Origin of the sequence: Mesorhizobium sp. WSM4310 (genome assembly GCF_007003935.1) — a bacterium.
Classification (GTDB): Bacteria; Pseudomonadota; Alphaproteobacteria; order Rhizobiales; family Rhizobiaceae; genus Mesorhizobium.
This window is the reverse complement of sequence record NZ_VFTA01000002.1, coordinates 261591-280589: the sequence shown is the minus strand read 5'-3', so window position 1 is coordinate 280589 and position 18999 is coordinate 261591. Positions and strand designations below refer to the sequence as shown.

Sequence of the window (18999 nt, the reverse complement as noted above, 5' to 3'; positions counted from 1 at the left end):
ACGCAAGGCATTGTGGTGCAAGATCAGGGACTGCGAATGAACATGCCCGCCGACCGGCTGACGACGCTGGAAATCCGCGCCGCCGAGCAGGAAAGGACCATCGAGGAACTGTCGGGACAGATCGCCGAGCAGTGGACGGTGATCGAGCGCATGCAGCGCAAGCTCGACGCGCTGACCGATCGCTTCCTGGCACTGGAGGAGCAGGCGGCGCCCGACGTGCCGGTGACCAAGCCGCCGCATTGGTGAGGACGAGGGGAGGGAACAAGCCATGGTCGGTGAAAGGGATCGTATCGCGCGAGCCGGCGACTACGTGCTCGGCCTGATGAACGATACCGATCGCGAACGGGCCGAGCGCGATCTGGAGATAGACCCTGCCTTCCGCGACGCCGTGCTGCAGCTTGCCGAACGCATGCATGTGTTTGATCGTGCCGAAAAGCCTGCCTTGCCTGCCAATCATTGGACGCTGGTGACGCAACGCCTCGCCGAATTGCCACAGATGCGCAGCGTTGGGCTCGGCAATGATGCCAAACCGCAGACGGTGATCCGAAGCCTGTCCCGGTCACCATACGGCGTTGGCGTGCATTCGCTTGGCGGCCGGCGCGGATTTGTCGTCGCCGTCGTGCTGATAGTGGTCTTCGCGCTCGGCTATTTCGTCGGAAAACTATAGGCCGACGCAGAACCGCCGGGCTTTCACCCGGCGGTTCGCAAATCAGTCTCTGCCGATCAATAAGGGCAGGCGTTGTCTGCCGTGTAGTCGTGCACCTGGATCTTGCCGGAGATGATGTCGGCCTTGGCCTTCTCGACCGCCGCCTTCATCTCGTCCGTCACCAGCGCCTTGTTGTTGTCGTCCATGGCGTAGTCGACGCCGCCTTCCTTGAGGCCGAGATTCTCGACGCCACCCTTGAAGGTGCCGTTCTTGCCATCCATGAAGGCGGTGTAGACGGCAATGTCGACGCGCTTCATCATCGAGGTCAGCACCTTGCCGGGCTGCAGGCCGTTCTGGTTGGAATCGACGCCGATGCCGAGCTTGCCGGCATCAGCCGCCGCCTGCAGCACGCCGACGCCGGTGCCGCCGGCCGCGGCGTAGACCACGTCGGCGCCCTGGTCGATCTGCGTCTTGGCGATCTCGCCGCCCTTGGCCGGATCGTTCCAGGCGGCCGGGGTGTCGCCGGTCATGTTCTGAATGACGTCGGTAGCGCCGGCCGACTTGGCGCCGCCGACATAGCCGCATTCGAACTTGCGGATCAGCGGGATGTCCATGCCACCGATAAAGGCAACCTTCTTGGTCTTCGAGGCCATCGCCGCCATGATGCCGACGAGATAGGAACCCTCGTTTTCCTTGAACACCAGCGAGCGGACATTGGGCATATCGACGGCATCGTCGATGATGGCGAAGTTGAGGTCGGGATAATCTTTCGCGACCGCTTTCAGCGCATCTTCCCAGGCAAAGCCCGCCATGACGATCGGGTTGTGGCCGTCCTCGGCGAAGCGGCGCAGCGCCTGCTCGCGCTGCGAGGCGTTGGACACTTCGAACTCGACATAGGGCGTGCCGGTCTCGGTCTTGAACTTCTCGGCGCCATGGAAGGCAGCCTCGTTGAAGGATTTGTCGAACTTGCCGCCCAGATCATAGAGGATGGCCGGCTGGACATCCGCGGCGAAAGCCGGAAGAACCATTGCGGTTGCGGCCAGGAGGCCGAGAACGATACGTTTCATGTGATCCACACCCTGTCGGTTATTTTTTCCGTTACGCCCCGCCTGCCTGCCCGGTTCTGCGGCCGGCATGCGACGTCAGCCAGGAGTGTATTCCCCTCCCGCTCGGCGGCAATCTGGCACGGCCCGAAACAAAATTCACGCGGAATTTTGACCTTTTGGAAAAGCGTGCCGGGGCAGGCCGCGCCGCAGCTCGATCTTGCCTGGCGAACCTTTGCCGATCAGTTGGCGGCGAATTGGCCGGTGCGCCGCTGGCGCCTGTAGCCGATGGCGTAGAGCAGGAAGGCCAGCACCGCGAACACGGCAAATCCCGGCTGGTCGAGCACCCAGGCGATGGCGCCATCCCACAAAAGCGGGCTGGCCTTGGCGCGGACGAAGGTTTCGAAGGCCGCCCGCGTTTCCGGCGACACCGCCAGCCAGCTGGCATTGAGCGGGGTCAGCACAAGCGCCGAAGCCGCCACCGTGCGCGTCGTGTCGAGCACCGCCATGATGACGGAGACCGACAGCGCGACCATCGCGGCAAGGCGGAAAATGAAGCGAAACATCCAGGTTCTCCCCCGGCCGATCCTGGATGCTTTCCCAAGGGATCTCCGGCACGTGTCCCGAAACGAGAAATAGAATTTGTCTGGCCCGCCCGCAACCGCGATACGCGAATTTGAAGGCCCGCGCTTTTCTGTCCCTATGCCACAGGCTTGCGCCTGCGCCGATGGACGAGCCAGACGGCGAGAATGCCGCCGCCAATGGCGCCGACCACCAGCCCGGCCAGGCCGATGAAGGCGGCGAAATAGCCGCAGCCACCCTCGAAGCAGCTCACCTGGGCGACATCGGCGATCACCGAGCCGGCGAAGAAGCCGACAAGGGCACCGATGACGGCGCCCAGAATGATGCCGAGCAAGGCGGCGATGATGGAAACGAAGACCGGCGGCGCTTCGGTTTGCGGCCTGGCGTAGACGGTCCCGGCGCCCGAGCCGGGGCGCAACAGGTAGATGCAAAGCAGGCCGATGCCGATCTCGATGGCGGTGATGCCGAGGCTCCTGGCGGAGAAGACGAATTCCGGCACGGTCAGCACATAGGCCTGTCTCGCCAGCACCCAGACGATGGTGGCGATCTGCCAGATGGTGAAATGGCGGGGGAAACGCCCTGAACGGCCAAAGGCGAGGCCGAGCAGGTAAAGCCCCCACAGGATGGTGATGACATTGGCGACGAGCCCGCCAACGAGGAAATAGAAGATCTTGTCGGGCAGGCCGGAATTGCCGACCAGCCACCATGCCGAGGCCAGGCCATAGACCGACCACGCCATGACGAAGATGAGCCAGCCCACCGGGACGTAAAAAAGGTCGCCACCCGGGCGGCCGGCCGGCGCCTGCCCACTCGGTTGTTCGCTGCTCGATGTCATGTCCGGACGATGCCCCCGCAAAGCCTCTGCCTCACTCGACAGGTGGCCGGCGGCGAAGTCAAGCGCGGCGGGTCTTATGGCCTTGCCTGTGCACATCATTCGGCGCCGGCGCCGGCGGAAACCGGTGCGAGGGCGGCCCCGCGAACCGCCATGTGGCCGGCAAAGCGAATAGAGTGCCGTTATGGCTTGGCATTCGGCGCGGGATCGACTAGATGAGCCCCGCGCCTGTTGCTTCGACGGCTCAGGTGCCGGGGAAGGATGTCCGCTGGTTGGGCGGCATCCATGGCGCGGACATTCCGCGCCGCGGCCCCAAGGAGATGCATCTCCCCAACCCGCGCGGCGAAACCGGCCGGCGCGAAGGCACGGACGGAGAGGTGGCCGAGTGGTTGAAGGCGCACGCCTGGAAAGTGTGTTTACGGGAGACCGTAACGCGGGTTCGAATCCCGCTCTCTCCGCCATTTTTCGTACTAACATATTGATTTTATTGGCTTTATTGAAACGCGTCGATATCTATCAACTTTTCTACCCACGATAGGATTATTTTCCTCGTTTCATCCGTCCGCAAATCGTCTGTGGCGACGCAGAGACTCCCCTTCCGAACTGTTAGCCATGCGACTGTAGCAGGACCGGCGCCACCCAGTTTTCAAGTATGGCCATTGCGTGCCGCGCAAAAGCCATACGATCGACCCCTTGCCCGACAATCGATGTGGCCAGGAACTGAGCTATGACTCATCGCACGGGCGCAAGAAATGCTTCCAGTTGCGGTTGCCATTTGGTCCCCCTCACTGCCCGCGCGCTTCGCACGCGAGGCTGGTTGTCCCCAATCTGATCCCCAAGGTTCGCCCAAGTATATCTTTGCATCACAGCATCAAAGTATGGTTATGATTTAGTTTTTTAAGCCATTGATTTTGTTTAATAAATTCGATCGTATCGCGATCCGGAACATATTGACTGCGGCGGCCGTCCCCGGCATCATTGCCGTTATTGGACCATTGCTTTGAAAGAGGAGTAATCAGAATGGATAATACAATATTCATCAGGCGAAAGGAAGTATCCAGGTTAACTGGTCTTGGTCGATCAACGATCTACGAGATGATGAAAGCTGGAACGTTCCCTAAGTCGGTGCCGCTCGGTCCTAGGACGGTCGGCTGGGACGCAACGGAAATAGCACTTTGGCAGGAGCAATGCCTGGCCAAGCGCGCCAAGGCAGCAGCTTAAGGAGATATGACAATGGCTGACAAAAACTCTCACACCATCCTCACGCAGGGGGACCCCTATTATGCCCAGGGCAAGCCGAAGGACGGTGGCATGATGCCGATTGCGGGCGAGGCATATCGAAGCGACCTAATCGCGATGCATGCAGCCGATCAGCTGCGACAGACAGAAGCGGAGCGGATCGCGACGGAGGTTCTGACGCTTGCGCCGGGCGCACCAGAAGATTTTGCCATCATGGTACGCTCGTATCCGCTGGTGGCGGCCTACCTCCTCCCCGTCTTCCTGAAGGCGAACGGCTATGCGGAAGGCTAAGCGGCGGAGCACGGAGGCAGAAGCTCGGCACATTCTCGCCGGGCTTCGCGTCCCAGAGGGCAACTTGGCGGGCCAAGTGATCGCCGCGTCCGACGACACGCTGGCGGTGATGATGGCGCTGATGTGGCTGTCAGCCGGATGGGTCGAGGTGGAAGCCGCATTCCGTCTGCTTTTCGTCAAGCACCACGCTGCTTGGCTGGCCGAGATCGAGCCCCCGAAGGACGCTCCGACGAGCGTTTTGTTCGGAGCCTGTCGGGCCATCAACGAAACGATGAGGATCATGGGGATTGAACCCACTCCCGAATTGCTTGCTCAGGAAGCACGCACAAGGGCGCTGGCCGAGGCGGAACTGCGGCGGCGCGGGTTCTTCGATGAGACAGCTTCGCTTGAACCGCTTTGACATGCCGAAAGGTGCGGGGGTCTGCGAGGGACTCTTCCTGCGCTCGCAGCCCTCGCCCTCTCGGCAATGGTGATTCTGTACATCGTGCTGGCGACCTGAAGGAGACGGAAATGGGCTCACTTAAATTGAGCAGAGCGGGGGTGCCTGTGCGGCACCTGGACAAACTCACGGAGGCGGCGCGGGAGGTCCATGCGGCCACCCGCACAATTGACGATATCATGAGCCCCGAAGGGGCCAAGCGGCTGCTCACCGTCCATGCCGAATTGCTGACCGCTATTGCCCGCGAGGAAAAGCGGCGGCTGCTTCGTCGTGACGAAGGGGGGCGGTGATGGGCGTGGTCATTTCACTGGAAGAGCGTCGGCGGGTGCAGAAGGGGCGGATTGGGACCGAGGATGATCAGGTCGCCAGTCCGGCATTTGTGGCGGCCTTTGAACCGATTTTCGAGGCATTGGAATTGGTCGAAACCATTCCCTTGCCGAAGACCGCCCGGGCGCGGGAACTGCTGCTGCGGGGTTTAGAGGTGATGCTGGAGATGGAAAAGAGGAGATTGCGCCAGTGCGCGAGGTGATGAGGGTGTCAGACGCATTCGAGTTCGAAGTGGTCGGGCCGATCACGTCAGAAGATATCGCGGAGCTTCCGGCGGCAGTGGAGCTGGAGTGGGAGGCATTTCGGCGCGAGCAGGACATGCCGGCCAGTGGCATCGGAACTCTCGTGAAGAAGTTTGCCGATCAGCTGACGCGCAAGCAAGAAGCGTCTGCGGCTCCAGCGCCCACGAACACGGATACTACCTCGGGACTAAGCCGGGTCCGCAATCCCTCAGGTATCGTCGCTTCGTTGGACAATGCGGTGATGGCGGTTCGGAAACTCGGGGTCGTGTTTCGGTATGACGAGTTCCGGCAGAAGGTCATCTGCGAGGGCGTGGAAGGCCGGCTCGGGGTGACAATGGACGACATTGTGCTGCATGTGCGGAGAGCGGTGATCCAGGCGCTCGGGTTCGATCCTGAGCCGACATACACGCGGGATGCGATCCGTCTCCTTGCCCAGGAAAACTCGTTCAATCCGGTGCTTGATTGGATTGAGGCGCAGCCGTGGGACGGGGTGTCGAGGATCGACACTTGGTTGAGCGTGTACATGGGCGCGGAAGACAACGAACTAAACCGGGCATTCGGGCGAGCGGTTTTGATCGCAGGCGTTCGGAGGGCGCGGCGACCGGGCTGTAAGTTCGACTACGTGCTGGTGCTGGAGGGACCGCAAGGCCGAGGGAAATCGACCGCGCTGAAGATCATGGCGGGGGGTGAGGACTTCTTCAGCGACGAAATCGCCATTGGAGTGAGCTACAAGGAACAACAGGAACTCCTACAGGGCCGATGGATAGTCGAGTTGCCTGAACTGGCCGGGCTTAGTCGCGCAGAAGTCAGCCGGGTGAAGCAGTTTATAACGAAAACCCACGACAGGGCGCGAGGGGCGTTTGAGCGCTCAGTGAAGGAAATGCCCCGAGGATGCATCTTCATCGGCACAACTAACGATGCGCAGTATCTGCGCGACACGACGGGCAATCGAAGGTGGTGGCCGGTGGCCGTGGGCAAGATCGATCTGAAGGGACTGGAGGCCGACATGCCCCAGCTTTGGGCTGAGGCCGCGGAGGCAGAACGAGATGCACCCGACCCGATCTCGATCCCGCAAGGGCTGTGGGCAGCGGCAGCGGAAAGGCAGGCGGAAAGGGTGACAGGCGATCCTTGGGAGGATGTGCTTTTGAGCGCCTTGCCCGCCCTTTCGAAGGTTGTGGAAGGCGAACTGCGGATTTCGACCGTGACGGTCTTCGAGAAAATCATGGGCCTCGAGATGCGTCATGCTCGGATGGGCGACTATCGGCGCCTGGGTGATTGCATGCGCAAGCTAGGCTGGAGCGGGCCGAAGGTCCTCCGCATCAATGGCGCTAACGTTAAGGGCTACTGGAAAGCGCCTTTGAAAGTGAGCGGATGATATGGCTCTCGGCCATGCGCTACCGGTGTTACCGGTGCTACCGGTAGCGTCTATAGACTTTTCCCCCGGATCACATTCTATCCGATTATCAAATTGGACCGGTAGAACCGGTAGAACCGGTAGAAGTCATTCAAATACAACCATTTAAGCCGCTACCGGTCGCTACCGCATCTACTGCTTTGGCGGGCAGCTGACTGACAACGAGGAAGAAATGACCGACCCTGAAATCATCAGCCCCGCCCTGCGTAAGCTGCTAGACATCATGACCTCGCCAGATGTGCCTGTCGAGCGATCGATCGAAGCGGCCAAGGCGATTATTGAGTATGAGGCTCCGCCCGAGGTCTTTGACCTAACCTACCAATTTCTGATGGGAGTGGCTCAAGACCCGAAGGCCGATGTCGGCCTCCAACTGGAAGCCTTGAAGCTAATTCGCAAGGTCGAGGCTCGCCGCGTGTCGCCCGGAACGACGAGGGGCGCGGACCCGATGGAGGGGCTGGGCAAGCGGCTGGAAGAGGCGAGGGTGAAGGCGGAAGCGAAGCGGAAGGCAATGAATTAGCCAATCGCATACTTGCGATAGGTCTGCAAATATCTCATCCTGCCTCAATTGGGGCGGGGGTATTTCATGAATTCGTATTGGTCATTCATTAAAGCTGAAATCAAAGCGGCGACTCCTTCCATACTGTCTTACCTTTACTATCTCCAGTACGTCGGAGTTGGTGCCTTAGTGTTCTATGGTCTGGTGGTCCTCGGTGCCCAACTATTCGTGTTTCTGCGGTCGGCGAAATGGGTTGCCCTCTCCCTTACAGAGATGATCAGCCGGATCGACTACGACTGGATAGTTTCGCAATGGGCCGGGGCGCCACAAAGTTGGCTGGGGCTTCACTGGCTCCTCTCTCAAATTCCAGCATCAGTTGCCTTTTTCGGGTGCGCTGTGATTTGGGTGATCGCCTGGGTCAGCGCGGTTGCGTATCGTCGCAGCAAGGTCATTCATTTGGAGAGCGCCCAATGAGGCGCGGTCGCGCGCGCTAGGCCGATCCCGCCTTGATCCGATGCACAGTGCCGACGCTAACCCTGTGCTTAGCCGCAATCGCCCGGACGGTGCCCTCGTCGTGGGCAATCGCCTCTTCCGTAGCCTTGGCAACGCGAGGCCGACCCAGCTTCTTGCCTTTCGCTCGCGCCATATTGAGCCCCGATTTGACGCGCTCGCTGATCATAGCGCGTTCGAACTCCGCGAACACGCCCATCATCTGAAACATGGCCTTGCCCGCCGGGGTAGTGGTGTCGATGCCCTGCTGGTGCAGGAATAGATCGACGCGAAGGGCGTGGAGATCGGAAAGGAAGGCGACGAGGCCCTGCAGGGATCGCCCTAGACGGTCCACGCTCCACGCCATCACGACATCAAAGCGACGGCGTGCCGCGTCTTTGCAAAGCGCATCGAAGGCGGGACGCTTATCCCGTCCCTTGGCTCCGCTAACGCCGTGGTCGCGATAGACGTCGACAATGGTCCAGCCCGTGCGCTCGGCCACCTCGCGGAGTTCTCGCTCTTGGCGGTCGGTGGTTTGCTGGTCGGTGGATACTCGGAGGTAGAGTGCGGCGCGCATCGCGTTCGCCCTTTCGATGGCCTAGCGTTCAACTAGACGGCGCGCTTGCGCGAGCCGCCCAGCAGAACGTTAGCAATTTGCTTTAGATGGTCAGTTCAAACTCGGTCGCGGCCTTCGCGGCGAGCGATGCCTCGTAGGCAGTCCGGGCTTGGGCGTCGAGACGGTCACGCTTCGCCGGGGCGAGGCCACCGAAAAGCCCCATGAGGAACTTGTTCCGCTCCTTCGCGTCGGTGGTCTCATAGCGCGCTTTGTTGTCGGGGCTTAGAGCGTTACGGACCATCTGGCGGATGAAGCGAACATGCGGCTCCTCGGCCTGTCCCGACTGACGCCCGATCACGCCCTCAATCAGCCGTTTGCGCTTGGCGTCAAAAGCAGCGCCGGCGGCTTCCTGATTCTTCGCGCCCGCGTATGCGTCCTGCAGGGATTGGAGGGCAAAGCCCATGAGGTACTCAACCGAAGTGTCGGGAAGAGCCTGTCCGTCGAGCATCCATTTGCCCTTTTCCACGGCCAGGGTGGCCTCGCCCAGATTGCCGAACTCGCGATGCGAAAAAGTGCGCGTGACTTGCATAGGTGTATCTCCTTTGGTTGGTGCGGCTGAACCGCGTTAAGTAACTGAACTTATTTGAAAAATTTCGCTCTGCTATGCACGGCAGTCAAGCGTTAATGTGCGAAAAACAAATGGTTTTTGAACACAAAATTGGGCTGCGGAAACGCCCGGAAATGGGGGCTCGCGGACGGGTCATTCCGGAGGGGTTTTTTGAACGGTGCGGAGGCCTGGGATATGGCTCTTGGGGCGTGGCGCGGATCGTGGTGGATGACGTGTCGGGCGACCGTGTGCGCCGTGGCCGTGGGCGGGCCGTGGACGCGGTCATGCCATCGCCCGACCCATCCGACCGGGGCAATGCCCACGCCCACCACGCGGCCAATGCGGGCGAATGAATGCATACGGCTTTTGAACTCGACCCCCACCCCCTCTTTATGAGCGAGTGGCGGGGGTGGCTTTCGCTGGTGCCGGCGGCGGGGTCCCCCACAACATGGACCCTCGCAAATTTTGTGCAAAATTTATGGCGCGCCGTGTTCAGCCGCCTCCGTTCTCGGGGGGCACTGATTGGATGATGCGGAGGCTAAAACTGTTGTTTTAACAGCCGGATTTGATCCGCTTGAATTTGGTCGTCCGCCGGGTTCCAACCAAATCGGTCAAAGAATTCTTTGCACATGGCCAGTGCAACTTGCTGCGAGCTCTGAGCTCCATCTACCGTCATTTTAGCATTAACTGCCACATTTTCGGCAGCAGTTGTTTTTGGCGCAAAAAACGGCATTCGATTTGGCCCGACCCAAAGCCGCCTAGTACGAGTGTGGTGCGCCTCAATCGAAATCGCAAAGCCGTCCTTGAATTGCAGTCCGTTAGCCAATCGGCTAGTGAATTCGACGATCTCGGTGAAGAGATAGATTGTACCCACGATGGAGAGGAATGGTCGCGCGGTATCGACAGAGTCATCTCGATCCTCCCACATTGAAGCATAGTGAAGGAATTGCCCACTCTGGTACATCCGCCAGAACTCGCGATGATTCAAAAAGCTTGTCCACGATTCGAAAAAGCCATCGCCGTTTTCGACGCCGCCGTATTGATCGTTTCCGTGTTGTATGTGCGGGTAATCCCACCCTCGCAGTTGGACACTGCTGGCCGAAACAGTGTCTCGGCACTTTTGAATGGAGAGCTTTTCGCCAAGTACGGAAAGTGGTCGGAGATTAACCCGCCAATATCCCGCCCCTTTGATGTCTTCCAGCAGGGCCGCGTCCATTCCTCTAAAGCCCCCCGAGCTCTTGGTCATAGTCATGTGCAGGCCCAGCAGGGGCGGCTGCCAAACCTATCTGTTGCAGCTCCGCCCATCTCTTTGCCACTGAGCGCTCAACTACGCGCCGCATATCCGTGGAGTTTGAAATCCGGGCGCTTTGAGGTTTGGCGGCGGGACTGCGGAAGTAGACCGAGCCCTTTTCAACATCTGGGCCGTCTTTTTTGCAGATCACCGGTAAGGTCTCGAACGACGCCACCTGGATAACGACATACCGGAGGCCATTGTGATCAGTTGGCTTGCGCACCGAGAACCTGACTTCCGGGTCCGCATATTCTGCAATCTGGTCGCGCATATGATCAGCAACATAGGTATCCGACTGCTCGACCGTAACTCCCTGACGCACCAGTGTCTCGTCTTCAATGCCAATGACGATGGTCCCGCCATCTTGGACGTTGGCCAAAGCAAGTATGTCCTTGGCCAGTGTATGCTTGTGCCAAGACATCGGCCCCTTGAATTCGAGCCGATCCGTTTCCTCAGCACCCGCAAGCAGCGCTTCGAGTTCTTCCGCAGTCATGCCGCCGCCCTCCCAACCCCTATTGGGTTTATTGGTCCAGTTCCGTCAAGAGCGAATTGCCACAAGTACTTCTGTCTATTCATTTCGCATGATGCGCCTTCCGACCCTGAGCGCGACAAGCCCTCTACCTCTGCATCGACAAAATCTCCAACCGCACCGGCCCGCCTCGGTTGCAGCTTGTGCAAAACAGCGCCCGCTCCACGGAGCTGAAAAGCGCCCCCTTCCCATACCGTCGGATAAGCGCCTCGGGCTTCACCTGGGCATGATGTGAGCAGTTTTTGCACCAGGCGCGAAGGGCGTGCCAGTTCCGCAGATCGCCAAGCGCCACGGCCAGGCCGGCGTGAATGCTGCCGTCCACAATGGTCTCGGGCGGGACGGTCGGCTCTCCCGGCGTGAGCAGCTTTTCCATCGTGTGGTTGGCATTGCGATGGACTAGCAGCTTGCCCGGCCTACGCCGAATTGCGGCCTGCCATCCCGCATGAGACACGACGAAATCAGGAGAGCGAGATATGGTTTCGACAAGCGACGACTCGTCTCGGTCCCACACTTCAATCCGGAAATTGTCCTCGGGAGTTTTTGCCATAGCTTCGCCGTCGAGCTGAGACGCCCGTCCCTTCCATCCCGTCCTCCGATGCATCTGAATAGGGAACAAATTCCTAGCCGGTCAATGGCAGCTTGACATTTTTGTTCCCATTTCGTTCACTGTGCAGATCAACGTCGCTGGAGGGGAGCAATGGCTGCGCCTGAAGAGTGGGAAGTCGAGGGACATGCCATCTCGCTCACTGTCGAGATCAACATCGAGCGCCCCCTGATGGAAGAGTGCCTAGCGCAGACCGTCTTGTCATTGCGTGAGGTTGCGGATCGTCTTGAGCGCGGCGAAGAGATGGGCGACATCAAAGACAAGGACGGCAGGTCGATTGGTCATTTCGACAGCCTGCCCGAGGAGCGTGATTGATTTCCCGCTATTGATTCGTGATGGAACTGCAAAGCGCGGCCCGACCATATCGCAGACACCTCGCCGGACGAGGAAAGCCCTTCTCAGGGCAGCGTGTAAGAATTTCGATCAAGAGGCATCATAAAGTGTAGCGATCGGATTTTCAGACATCTCCTCTCTGCCATCACTAAGCTTTACCATTTCATGCAAGGTAATAAGATCACAATCCTTTTTGGCTTGCATAACCAAGTTGGCAATCGTGGCCTGCTCGTCAACGGGCAGAAAAGAGGCAAGCTCAATTCCGGCCCTAGTCAGGTTGTACCCCTGAAGCTGAATTTCGTGGCCTGGTTTGATATGGAACACAACAAATTTTTCCTCGACTCTCTGACCCGAGAGTGAGTTGTCATCGGTTCGTTTAAGTTTCTTCGAGACCCCCATCCCTCCTGCTGAATCAACAAGTCCCGCCGCATCTAGTTCATCAACTCTAGGCATCGGCTTGGCCAGCTTCAAAATGTTCGCATCCACTGCAACTTCGCTGCTTAACATCGTCCCACCCAATCGACGCGCTGCGAACTCTTGGAACAGAGAAACGGTTGGACGATCAAGCTCCGACGCTATCCGTAGCGTTCGTAGTGAGAACGCCCCCGGCTTTCTAATTTCTCCCGCAAGGATGCGCCCCCAAAGCTTGCGCATATTCTCGCTGCTGGCTTTCTCGGCGTAGTCCTCGAAAAAGTTCAGCCAATCGTCCTCTAAGTTGGCAATGGTATCATGTTCAATTTTTTGACCGGTATGGTCCTCAATTGCAGGGATCGGAGAGGTCAGTTCTTCGAAAGCCTCGAGCGCAACATGGGCAACGTTTCGCGCCTTCGGATCAAGCTGCGCCAGGAGCCGAGCGGCTTCACCTGCTGACATGCCCTTCTTTTCGATATCTTCGACACCCGCATTTACCGCCGCTTCGATCAACCGCCGCTGGCCTTCGGTGACGGCCTCCGTCAACACAGGCTTGCGTTCCAAGTCGGGGGTCCAATGTCCAAAGATAGCGCCTATTAGGCGGTCAAATACTGAGACGGTTCGAAGATTGGTGGAACCTGTCACACCTCGATCGGTGAATTCGAAAGAAATGTCGAGCCGACCCTCATCTTTCTTTTCGGTCATAGTCCCCATCCCATCCCCAGATTTCACGCTGAGCATAGTGGAGTGGTTAGGCGCCTTTCAATAAGGTGTTGTTACAAATATGAGTCGGGAGGGGGCCCCTTGCTGAAAACGATGTTGTCGACGCGAACCGGCATGTTTCGCTTGGTCTGTATTTCCGTGGTCGTTCTGTCGCTCTTGGCCGTGTTGCCGTGGCCATACGGCTACTACCAATTGCTCAGGATCATCGTCTTTTTCGCCGGCATATATTGCGGGATTTTCGTCCGCTCGACTGGCGCTGAAAATCAACGCCTCGCATGGGCGCTATTCGCGGCAGCGCTGATCTTTAATCCATTCCTTCCCATTCATTTGCCGAGGGAAATTTGGGCGATCTTCAATCTTGGTGCGGCCGGCCTATTCGGGTTCACGGCATATCGAGTAAATGAAGCGCGGGGTTGAAATGGAAGCTATACAAACCTCCAAGGGCTCACTTTTGTTGCAGACTTTAGTGGCGATGGTGCTAGCCTTCGTGGTCTATATGGTCGTCGCCACAGTCGCAGGCATGGCCATTTATTTCGTCCAGACTCTGCTGACTGTTGTTCGCCCAGGCATCATCGCTTTTTTCGCAATGGTCATCGGATCTGTCATCGGAATGACGGCAGCAAGAAAGGCTTGCGACACCGTCTTGCGCGGATATTCAGGCAAGGCGGTTTTCATCATGTTCGCGGCACTTGCTGCGGCAGCGTTGGCTGCTGAGTTGTTTCTCGTGCCGATGCAACTCAACCAGATTAATAGCCTGGGCCAGCTGGCTGCCGGCATCATCACTGCATTCGTCTACTTCTGGAAGAATGAGGCGCTTTAGCGCTGGCGCAAGATCGTCCTAATAAGAGGGGATTGGGGACATGTCGAGAAAGCGAATTCTGGCATTGTTGGCTATCGCATTAGCCGGCTGCGCCACCACCTCCGAAATGCCGCTCGCGCCCAATGTCGTTCGGCTCGATACCGAAGCAAGCGGCGCCTTGTTTACGGGTTCCGCAGGCGCAATAACCATGAAGAAGGCCGCCGAGGCGACGCTTGCTCGCGGCTACACGCATTTCCGCCTTGATCAGGCTTCGACGGCGAGTGGAAGTCGGTTCGCAGGGATGACCAGCAACACATTCGGACAAGCTACGGCAACGGGGTTTGGCAATACCGCCTACGGGACATACAGCGGCACCACAATCTCAAGTCCCGTCTATGCACCGACCCGCTCGATAGGTGTGACGGTCATCATGTTCCATGCCAACGAGCCGGGAGCGCAAGGCGCATTTGATGCGGCCGAGGTTTTGAAAAAACAGGGACGAGTCTAATCACCAGTTGCTGCGCATATCTGGGCTAGGTCAATCTCGCTCTGAGTACGCCTTTGACAACAAGCTTACCCAAGACCCTCAACGAATTGCATGCTGAATTGGCAGCAATCGACCGCGAACTGCGTCGTAAAAGGTTCAAGCTACAAGGCCGAGGCTTCGAAGGATTTCGGCGTTTCTCGCATCGTCATGGGCTTGGGCTGCGCTTCCCCTCAACAATAGAAAATCCAAGTCCTGGTGACTTGTCATACGATGCCCTTACCGCCCACATTCTCGATTGGTTTGATGCCCGGTACGGACGCAAGCTGAATTTCGTCTACTCGCCATCGAGCGGGATTATAGACATCGACGGCGATCTGTTCCTCCTGCGCGTTATGCGGATTTGGGGGCAGATGCACTTCGAGATCAACCCTGCGCGCCTGCGCTTTAAATATCGAAGGCTCGGCAAGGATAGTCCTCCAAAGGGCAACGTCCTGCAGGAGATGGACGCGTTGACACAGGCCTATGCTGACAGCATCCCGGCTCAACAATATGACAGCATATTGGTCCAGTTCTCGAAAGCGATGCTCGCCTGTAGTGAGATGTTCACCCATCACCAGACTCCATTAGTGGCCGAGGCTTCCGTGGATTTGGACGCTGGCGTCAGAGCCCTTATGGACGGTATATCATTTGGACACGCACGCTGGTGCTTTGAGCAAGCTGCCGAAAAGTGCATGAAGGCGGTGATCCAGTGGGAAACGGGAACCTATCCCAAGCAGGGACATAAGCTGGACAACCTTCCAAAACTCTCGTCCAAACTGATCGGCTGCAACCTTCCACCCAAGTTACTCGCCGATGCAAGCTGCACCGGAAAGGCGCGCTACGGAGAAATCGCGACCTCGCGCGATGAGGCATTGGCTGCATATGTGGCGATGCTCGAAATAGTCGCGAAGGTGCTCGCATTGATACCGGGCCAACGGCAAATGACTGGGTTAGCGCTCTACGCGGGACCGTTCCCGGAAAGAGCTTTTGATCCGGCTCGAGATGGCGAACCTGACCGCTAGACTAAGATTGCGTGCTTATGGGGGCAGATTGTGGATGAGCGAAAGAAAAAAGATGATCTGCCAGCGCTTGGTGAAAACGCAGTGTCTGGCCAACTAGGCGAGGCATCCGTTGAGGTTGCGATACTCAATCTCGGTCAACTTTACGAGCGACGCTCTGGCCTCGACTTCGGCGTAGACGGGGTAATTGAGTTGGTAACCGATGGCGACGTGAAGCAAGCGAGCGGACGTCAAATAGCTGTTCAGGTCAAGCGGGGCCTCAGCGTGGTCAAAGAGACTCGATATGGCCGGACGCTATATTGCACTGAGCAGCATGCGAATTATTGGCGTGGGCATTCCCTTCCAGTTATCGTCGTGCATTGCGAACCCGACACAAAACGTATTCGCTGGCAGCATGTAAGTGACGAAACCATCCGCCGCACTCGCCACGGCTATGCAATCGATCTACCCGACTCCAGCGACCTCAATAATAATGATGCTCTCCTGCAACTTAGGTCTCTTGCCGATACACGCATTGTTTCGGCTTCTGCTCCCGAAGAGGTTTTTACCCTAATCTACAGCGTGGATGAGGGCATCCTCGGCTCCGAAGAGGAGATTGGTCTAAAGGCGCTCGAATTTGGCCGTGCCGCTTTGCGGGGAGCAGCGTGTCGAATTGAGATTGAAGTCGAGGGCGAGGCGGATCTAATCGCAAGCATCGACGCAGTGCGCGATCTATCCCACCCCACAGCAGAGCAGCGCAAAGATGCAATTGTCCGCCTAGACATTCTTGAAAATTATCGAAAGCACGCACGCCGCATCCGTCGTGCACTGACCTTGCTTCTGACCGATCCACTGCTCGTAAATGAGTTCGGCTACGACCACAAATTGCTCGCTGCTGCAGTCCGTCGCACTGGTCGTCCGTGGGGTTGGTCCCAAAAGCTTCCCAGCGAGACATACTTACAGGCATGGCCGGGCCCCTATCTCGACCGGCCGATTGTGGACTTCGACGTACCAACCGATGGTCTGGATGAATTCTATGCCAGGGATGAACATAACCGCGTCCTAATTCGCATGGGTGAAATAGGAGGCGTGACGGTCGGCGAGCTACCGCGACAACTCGTCATGACCCGCTTCTTTCCTGCACTTGTCACTATTTTGGTTGGCTTTGCTGACGCCAATGGTTTCGCGGAATCCACTGCACTAGCAAAGCTCGAACTTCCACCGACGATGTGGTTGGTAGGGCTCGCGTAATTCAAGCCACTCGATCATGGGACACGTTATCTCTTGCGCCTCCCGGGATTGAGCGGCGCAATAGGCTCGGCGCCCTTGGGTGGAACAGCGAAAAGCTCCGACACGTCGTGCCCGAGAACCCTTGCCAGCTTTTCTAACGTGGTAATCGTCGCATTTCGCTTGCCGCGTTCCAGGTATCCGACATAGGCGCGCTCGACCTCGGCGGCATACGCAAGGTGATCTTGCGATATGCCTTTCTCAACCCGCAAACGCCGCACATTCCAGCCGACCCGTTCCCTGACATCCATTTAGTCAGAGCAACATCTGGCACTCTATGAAACCACGTCATATAAGACGAGTATTTATCCCGAAGCCAGGGGGACATGAGCTTGCGGATACGTCTGACGAGGGCCGGCCTATTTGCTTTGACGTGCGTTCTGCTGGCGCACAGCCAAGCGTTTTCTGAGGGCGTGGGAAAGTGGCAAAGAGACATAGATACTAGGCTGAGGGGTCTCAGCGCGACCCAAAAGAAGTCAGTCGTCCTCTGCATTCGAGGAACCATCAGCGTAAATTATCGAGACACCGTTGCCCAAACCCTCCAGAAGGGTGGAAACGATACCCTCTGGGCTTTGAAAGTCAGTGCGTTTGAAAGTGCGCAAATGGCCGAGTTAGCAAAGGCGGCGAATTGGTCGGATATGCGAGCCTACTATGACGCTGAAACAGACGCTGCCAACCGGTTGATCGAAGGCAAACTGAATTGGGATGGCTACGAGAAGGCAGCTCGACAGAACAAAGTTGCCCTGAAGAACATCTTCGACACCGACCCAACCGGTCAGGACGAGCACAAGCGAAATTTTCAGACGTTTGGCGCAATCTGCAATGACATCTCCTCCGACTTCATCGTTCGGGCCAAAGCATCGGCCTCTTCCAACTAGCTCACCGGTTTTGCCGTGGCTGCAAAGGCCGCCCACGCTGCCATCAGCTTGCGGCGCTTCTCAAACTTGTCCCGGCGCTCGTATGCCGATTGCGTCTTATCGGAGATCACATGGGCAAGCGCGGCCTCGGAAATGTCGTCCGCGAAATTCGTCCGCTCCTTTGCCCAATCCTTGAACGTCGAGCGGAAACCATGCGGGACCGGCTGTCGTCCTGGCGTGTCGGACGGAAGTTCACCGAAGCCCTTCATCAATTCGTTCATTGCCATGTTGGACAGGGCCTTGCCTCGGCGCCCTCCGGCAAAGACATGCTCGTTGTCCTTCTCGCGCGGAACCGTTTGCAGGATTTCCAGTGCCCTGTCGCTCAGAGGAACGCGGTGTTCGCGCTTGCGATCGTCACCTAGTTTGGTGCCGGCCCGCGAAGCCGGCACAGTCCAGACCTTCTCGGTAAAATCGATTTCATCCCACCTAGCCCCGATCACGGCGCCAGTTCTCGCGGCGGTCAAAATGGCGAACTCAAGGGCGCGGGCGGAAATGCCGACATTGGCGCGAAGCCTCGCCATGAATGCCGGGAGTTCCTCGAACGGCAACGCCGGCTGGTGCACCACCTTCTTGACCTTCGACGGCTTAGGGTAGGACTTGTCGAGGTGGCCCTTCCACACAGCAGGGTTGGGACTGTGTTTCGGACGAAAACCCTTCACCCTCGCCCAATCGAGAATGTTTTCAATTCGACCGCGCACACGATTGGCCGTCTCGTTCTTCGTCGTCCAGATCGGATCTAGTATCTGGCTGATATGGCCGTCATCGACCTTCTCCACGGGCAGGTCACCCATGACAGGGTAAGCGTAGGTCTCAAGGGTGTTCTTCCACTGGTCAGCGTGCTTGGCATTCTTCCAGCCCGGCGAGTGCGCGGCAATGTAGCGCTCGGAGGCCTGCTTGAACGTGATGCGCTTCGCATCCTCGGCGCGGAGGGCCGCTTTCCTTTCGTTGCGCTGCTCGATTGGGTCTATGCCATCGGTGACCTTTTGGCGGGCCTCCCGAGCTCTTTCCCGCGCCTCTTTCAGGTTGAACGTCTGAGCATCCCCGAGGCCCATGTACCGGGGCTTGCCCGCGAGCATGAAGCGGAAGAGCCAAGACTTCGTAACGTCTCCCTCGCCGGCTTTCTTCGAGGTGCTTTTGGCAACTTGCAAATAGAGCCCGCCACCATCACCGTAAAGGCCTGGCTTAGTCTTTTTCACCACCTCGACAGCACTTAGTTTGTTGATCGTCCTAGCCATTGGTGTGCCTAAAATGCATAATGGCATATCTTACCTACAATTCAACCAACAAACAAGTATTGGATTGCGCCGGAATTATACAGAACTCCTCGGAACGCGAAAGGAGGCTACCGCATTGTTCGAGTTGTACTTTCGGAACTTGG

Annotated in this window: 28 protein-coding genes and 1 tRNA gene; 18 read left to right on the top strand and 11 right to left on the bottom strand. The window is 58.0% G+C overall.

Annotation, left to right across the window (positions count from 1 at the left end):
- The first annotated feature begins 36 nt into the window (after positions 1 to 36).
- Together FJV80_RS04370 and FJV80_RS04365 are read left to right on the top strand one after the other, a co-directional pair.
- Positions 37 to 246 (top strand): SlyX family protein, encoded by a 210-nt coding sequence (locus FJV80_RS04370; RefSeq protein WP_095772518.1) that lies wholly within the window; start codon positions 37 to 39, stop codon positions 244 to 246.
- 22 nt (positions 247 to 268) lie between these two features.
- Positions 269 to 667, top strand: a complete 399-nt coding sequence (locus tag FJV80_RS04365) for a hypothetical protein (protein WP_095772519.1) — start codon at positions 269 to 271, stop codon at positions 665 to 667.
- 56 nt (positions 668 to 723) lie between these two features.
- On the opposite strand, the gene FJV80_RS04360 is transcribed toward FJV80_RS04365, so the two are convergent.
- The 3 genes from FJV80_RS04360 to FJV80_RS04350 all read right to left on the bottom strand — a co-directional run bounded on the left by FJV80_RS04360 (position 724) and on the right by FJV80_RS04350 (position 3106).
- Complete coding sequence (locus FJV80_RS04360; RefSeq protein ID WP_095772520.1) at positions 724 to 1713, bottom strand: BMP family ABC transporter substrate-binding protein; 990 nt, start codon at positions 1711 to 1713, stop codon at positions 724 to 726.
- A gap of 218 nt (positions 1714 to 1931) precedes the next feature.
- Positions 1932 to 2255 carry a hypothetical protein gene (locus tag FJV80_RS04355; protein ID WP_095772521.1) on the bottom strand — a complete coding sequence of 108 codons (324 nt, stop codon included), beginning with the start codon at positions 2253 to 2255 and terminating at the stop codon, positions 1932 to 1934.
- 134 nt (positions 2256 to 2389) lie between these two features.
- Positions 2390 to 3106 carry a hypothetical protein gene (locus FJV80_RS04350; RefSeq protein WP_246688895.1) on the bottom strand — a complete coding sequence of 239 codons (717 nt, stop codon included), beginning with the start codon at positions 3104 to 3106 and terminating at the stop codon, positions 2390 to 2392.
- A gap of 368 nt (positions 3107 to 3474) precedes the next feature.
- On the opposite strand from FJV80_RS04350, the gene FJV80_RS04345 reads away from it, so the two are divergent.
- From FJV80_RS04345 to FJV80_RS04305, 9 genes are all read left to right on the top strand, one after another.
- Positions 3475 to 3564 (top strand) — tRNA-Ser (locus tag FJV80_RS04345).
- Between the two features lie 559 nt (positions 3565 to 4123).
- The gene (locus FJV80_RS04340) at positions 4124 to 4324 is read left to right on the top strand and encodes an AlpA family transcriptional regulator (protein ID WP_142875638.1); all 201 of its coding nucleotides are present in this window, start codon (positions 4124 to 4126) and stop codon (positions 4322 to 4324) included.
- A 12-nt stretch (positions 4325 to 4336) separates the two neighbouring features.
- Positions 4337 to 4633 (top strand): hypothetical protein, encoded by a 297-nt coding sequence (locus FJV80_RS04335; RefSeq protein ID WP_142875637.1) that lies wholly within the window; start codon positions 4337 to 4339, stop codon positions 4631 to 4633.
- A 76-nt stretch (positions 4634 to 4709) separates the two neighbouring features.
- On the top strand, positions 4710 to 5033 hold the full coding sequence (locus FJV80_RS04330; RefSeq protein WP_142875636.1) for a hypothetical protein: 324 nt from the start codon (positions 4710 to 4712) through the stop codon (positions 5031 to 5033).
- Between the two features lie 110 nt (positions 5034 to 5143).
- Positions 5144 to 5362: a hypothetical protein gene (locus FJV80_RS04325; protein ID WP_142875635.1), complete on the top strand. Its 219-nt coding sequence runs from the start codon at positions 5144 to 5146 to the stop codon at positions 5360 to 5362.
- Positions 5362 to 5601, top strand: coding sequence for a hypothetical protein (locus tag FJV80_RS04320; RefSeq protein WP_142875634.1), 240 nt, complete (start codon positions 5362 to 5364; stop codon positions 5599 to 5601). The genes FJV80_RS04325 and FJV80_RS04320 overlap by 1 nt, the downstream gene beginning before the upstream one ends.
- A complete protein-coding gene (locus tag FJV80_RS04315) occupies positions 5601 to 7016 on the top strand; it encodes a VapE domain-containing protein (protein WP_246688905.1) in 1416 nt (471 codons plus the stop codon). Before FJV80_RS04320 ends, FJV80_RS04315 begins: the two co-directional genes overlap by 1 nt.
- Before the next feature lie 211 nt (positions 7017 to 7227).
- Positions 7228 to 7572: a hypothetical protein gene (locus FJV80_RS04310; RefSeq protein ID WP_142875632.1), complete on the top strand. Its 345-nt coding sequence runs from the start codon at positions 7228 to 7230 to the stop codon at positions 7570 to 7572.
- Positions 7573 to 7638: 66 nt separating this feature from the next.
- Complete coding sequence (locus tag FJV80_RS04305; RefSeq protein ID WP_142875631.1) at positions 7639 to 8025, top strand: hypothetical protein; 387 nt, start codon at positions 7639 to 7641, stop codon at positions 8023 to 8025.
- Between the two features lie 16 nt (positions 8026 to 8041).
- On the opposite strand, the gene FJV80_RS04300 is transcribed toward FJV80_RS04305, so the two are convergent.
- The 5 genes from FJV80_RS04300 to FJV80_RS04280 form a co-directional block, all read right to left on the bottom strand.
- Positions 8042 to 8617, bottom strand: a complete 576-nt coding sequence (locus FJV80_RS04300) for a recombinase family protein (RefSeq protein WP_185975134.1) — start codon at positions 8615 to 8617, stop codon at positions 8042 to 8044.
- A gap of 82 nt (positions 8618 to 8699) precedes the next feature.
- Complete coding sequence (locus FJV80_RS04295) at positions 8700 to 9185, bottom strand: hypothetical protein (protein ID WP_142875629.1); 486 nt, start codon at positions 9183 to 9185, stop codon at positions 8700 to 8702.
- Between the two features lie 556 nt (positions 9186 to 9741).
- Positions 9742 to 10419, bottom strand: coding sequence for a hypothetical protein (locus FJV80_RS04290; protein WP_142875628.1), 678 nt, complete (start codon positions 10417 to 10419; stop codon positions 9742 to 9744).
- A gap of 4 nt (positions 10420 to 10423) precedes the next feature.
- Complete coding sequence (locus tag FJV80_RS04285) at positions 10424 to 10987, bottom strand: ATP-binding protein (protein WP_142875627.1); 564 nt, start codon at positions 10985 to 10987, stop codon at positions 10424 to 10426.
- Between the two features lie 124 nt (positions 10988 to 11111).
- On the bottom strand, positions 11112 to 11570 hold the full coding sequence (locus FJV80_RS04280; protein ID WP_142875626.1) for a hypothetical protein: 459 nt from the start codon (positions 11568 to 11570) through the stop codon (positions 11112 to 11114).
- Positions 11571 to 11720: 150 nt separating this feature from the next.
- On the opposite strand from FJV80_RS04280, the gene FJV80_RS04275 reads away from it, so the two are divergent.
- Positions 11721 to 11942, top strand: a complete 222-nt coding sequence (locus FJV80_RS04275; protein WP_142875625.1) for a hypothetical protein — start codon at positions 11721 to 11723, stop codon at positions 11940 to 11942.
- 108 nt (positions 11943 to 12050) lie between these two features.
- Here FJV80_RS04275 and FJV80_RS04270 read toward each other — a convergent pair whose 3' ends face one another.
- Positions 12051 to 13076 (bottom strand): DUF2806 domain-containing protein, encoded by a 1026-nt coding sequence (locus FJV80_RS04270; RefSeq protein WP_185975133.1) that lies wholly within the window; start codon positions 13074 to 13076, stop codon positions 12051 to 12053.
- A 99-nt stretch (positions 13077 to 13175) separates the two neighbouring features.
- Here FJV80_RS04270 and FJV80_RS04265 point away from each other — a divergent pair, with 99 nt between their 5' ends.
- The 5 genes from FJV80_RS04265 (at position 13176) to FJV80_RS04245 (ending at position 16668) form a co-directional block, all read left to right on the top strand.
- Entirely contained in the window at positions 13176 to 13511 is a 336-nt protein-coding gene (locus tag FJV80_RS04265; protein ID WP_142875623.1) for a DUF6804 family protein, read from the top strand.
- Positions 13495 to 13914, top strand: coding sequence for a hypothetical protein (locus FJV80_RS04260; RefSeq protein WP_142875622.1), 420 nt, complete (start codon positions 13495 to 13497; stop codon positions 13912 to 13914). Before FJV80_RS04265 ends, FJV80_RS04260 begins: the two co-directional genes overlap by 17 nt.
- 40 nt (positions 13915 to 13954) lie before the next feature.
- The gene (locus tag FJV80_RS04255) at positions 13955 to 14401 is read left to right on the top strand and encodes a hypothetical protein (protein ID WP_142875621.1); all 447 of its coding nucleotides are present in this window, start codon (positions 13955 to 13957) and stop codon (positions 14399 to 14401) included.
- A gap of 98 nt (positions 14402 to 14499) precedes the next feature.
- Positions 14500 to 15441 (top strand): hypothetical protein, encoded by a 942-nt coding sequence (locus tag FJV80_RS04250; RefSeq protein WP_142875620.1) that lies wholly within the window; start codon positions 14500 to 14502, stop codon positions 15439 to 15441.
- A gap of 30 nt (positions 15442 to 15471) precedes the next feature.
- Positions 15472 to 16668 carry a DUF4365 domain-containing protein gene (locus FJV80_RS04245; protein WP_185975132.1) on the top strand — a complete coding sequence of 399 codons (1197 nt, stop codon included), beginning with the start codon at positions 15472 to 15474 and terminating at the stop codon, positions 16666 to 16668.
- 26 nt (positions 16669 to 16694) lie between these two features.
- On the opposite strand, the gene FJV80_RS04240 is transcribed toward FJV80_RS04245, so the two are convergent.
- Complete coding sequence (locus FJV80_RS04240) at positions 16695 to 16955, bottom strand: helix-turn-helix transcriptional regulator (protein WP_142875618.1); 261 nt, start codon at positions 16953 to 16955, stop codon at positions 16695 to 16697.
- Between the two features lie 351 nt (positions 16956 to 17306).
- Here FJV80_RS04240 and FJV80_RS04235 point away from each other — a divergent pair, with 351 nt between their 5' ends.
- Positions 17307 to 17582: a hypothetical protein gene (locus FJV80_RS04235; RefSeq protein ID WP_142875617.1), complete on the top strand. Its 276-nt coding sequence runs from the start codon at positions 17307 to 17309 to the stop codon at positions 17580 to 17582.
- Here the strand turns inward: FJV80_RS04235 and FJV80_RS04230 are convergent.
- Positions 17579 to 18856 (bottom strand): site-specific integrase, encoded by a 1278-nt coding sequence (locus FJV80_RS04230; RefSeq protein ID WP_142875616.1) that lies wholly within the window; start codon positions 18854 to 18856, stop codon positions 17579 to 17581. The genes FJV80_RS04235 and FJV80_RS04230 overlap by 4 nt on opposite strands.
- Positions 18857 to 18999 lie beyond the last annotated feature (143 nt).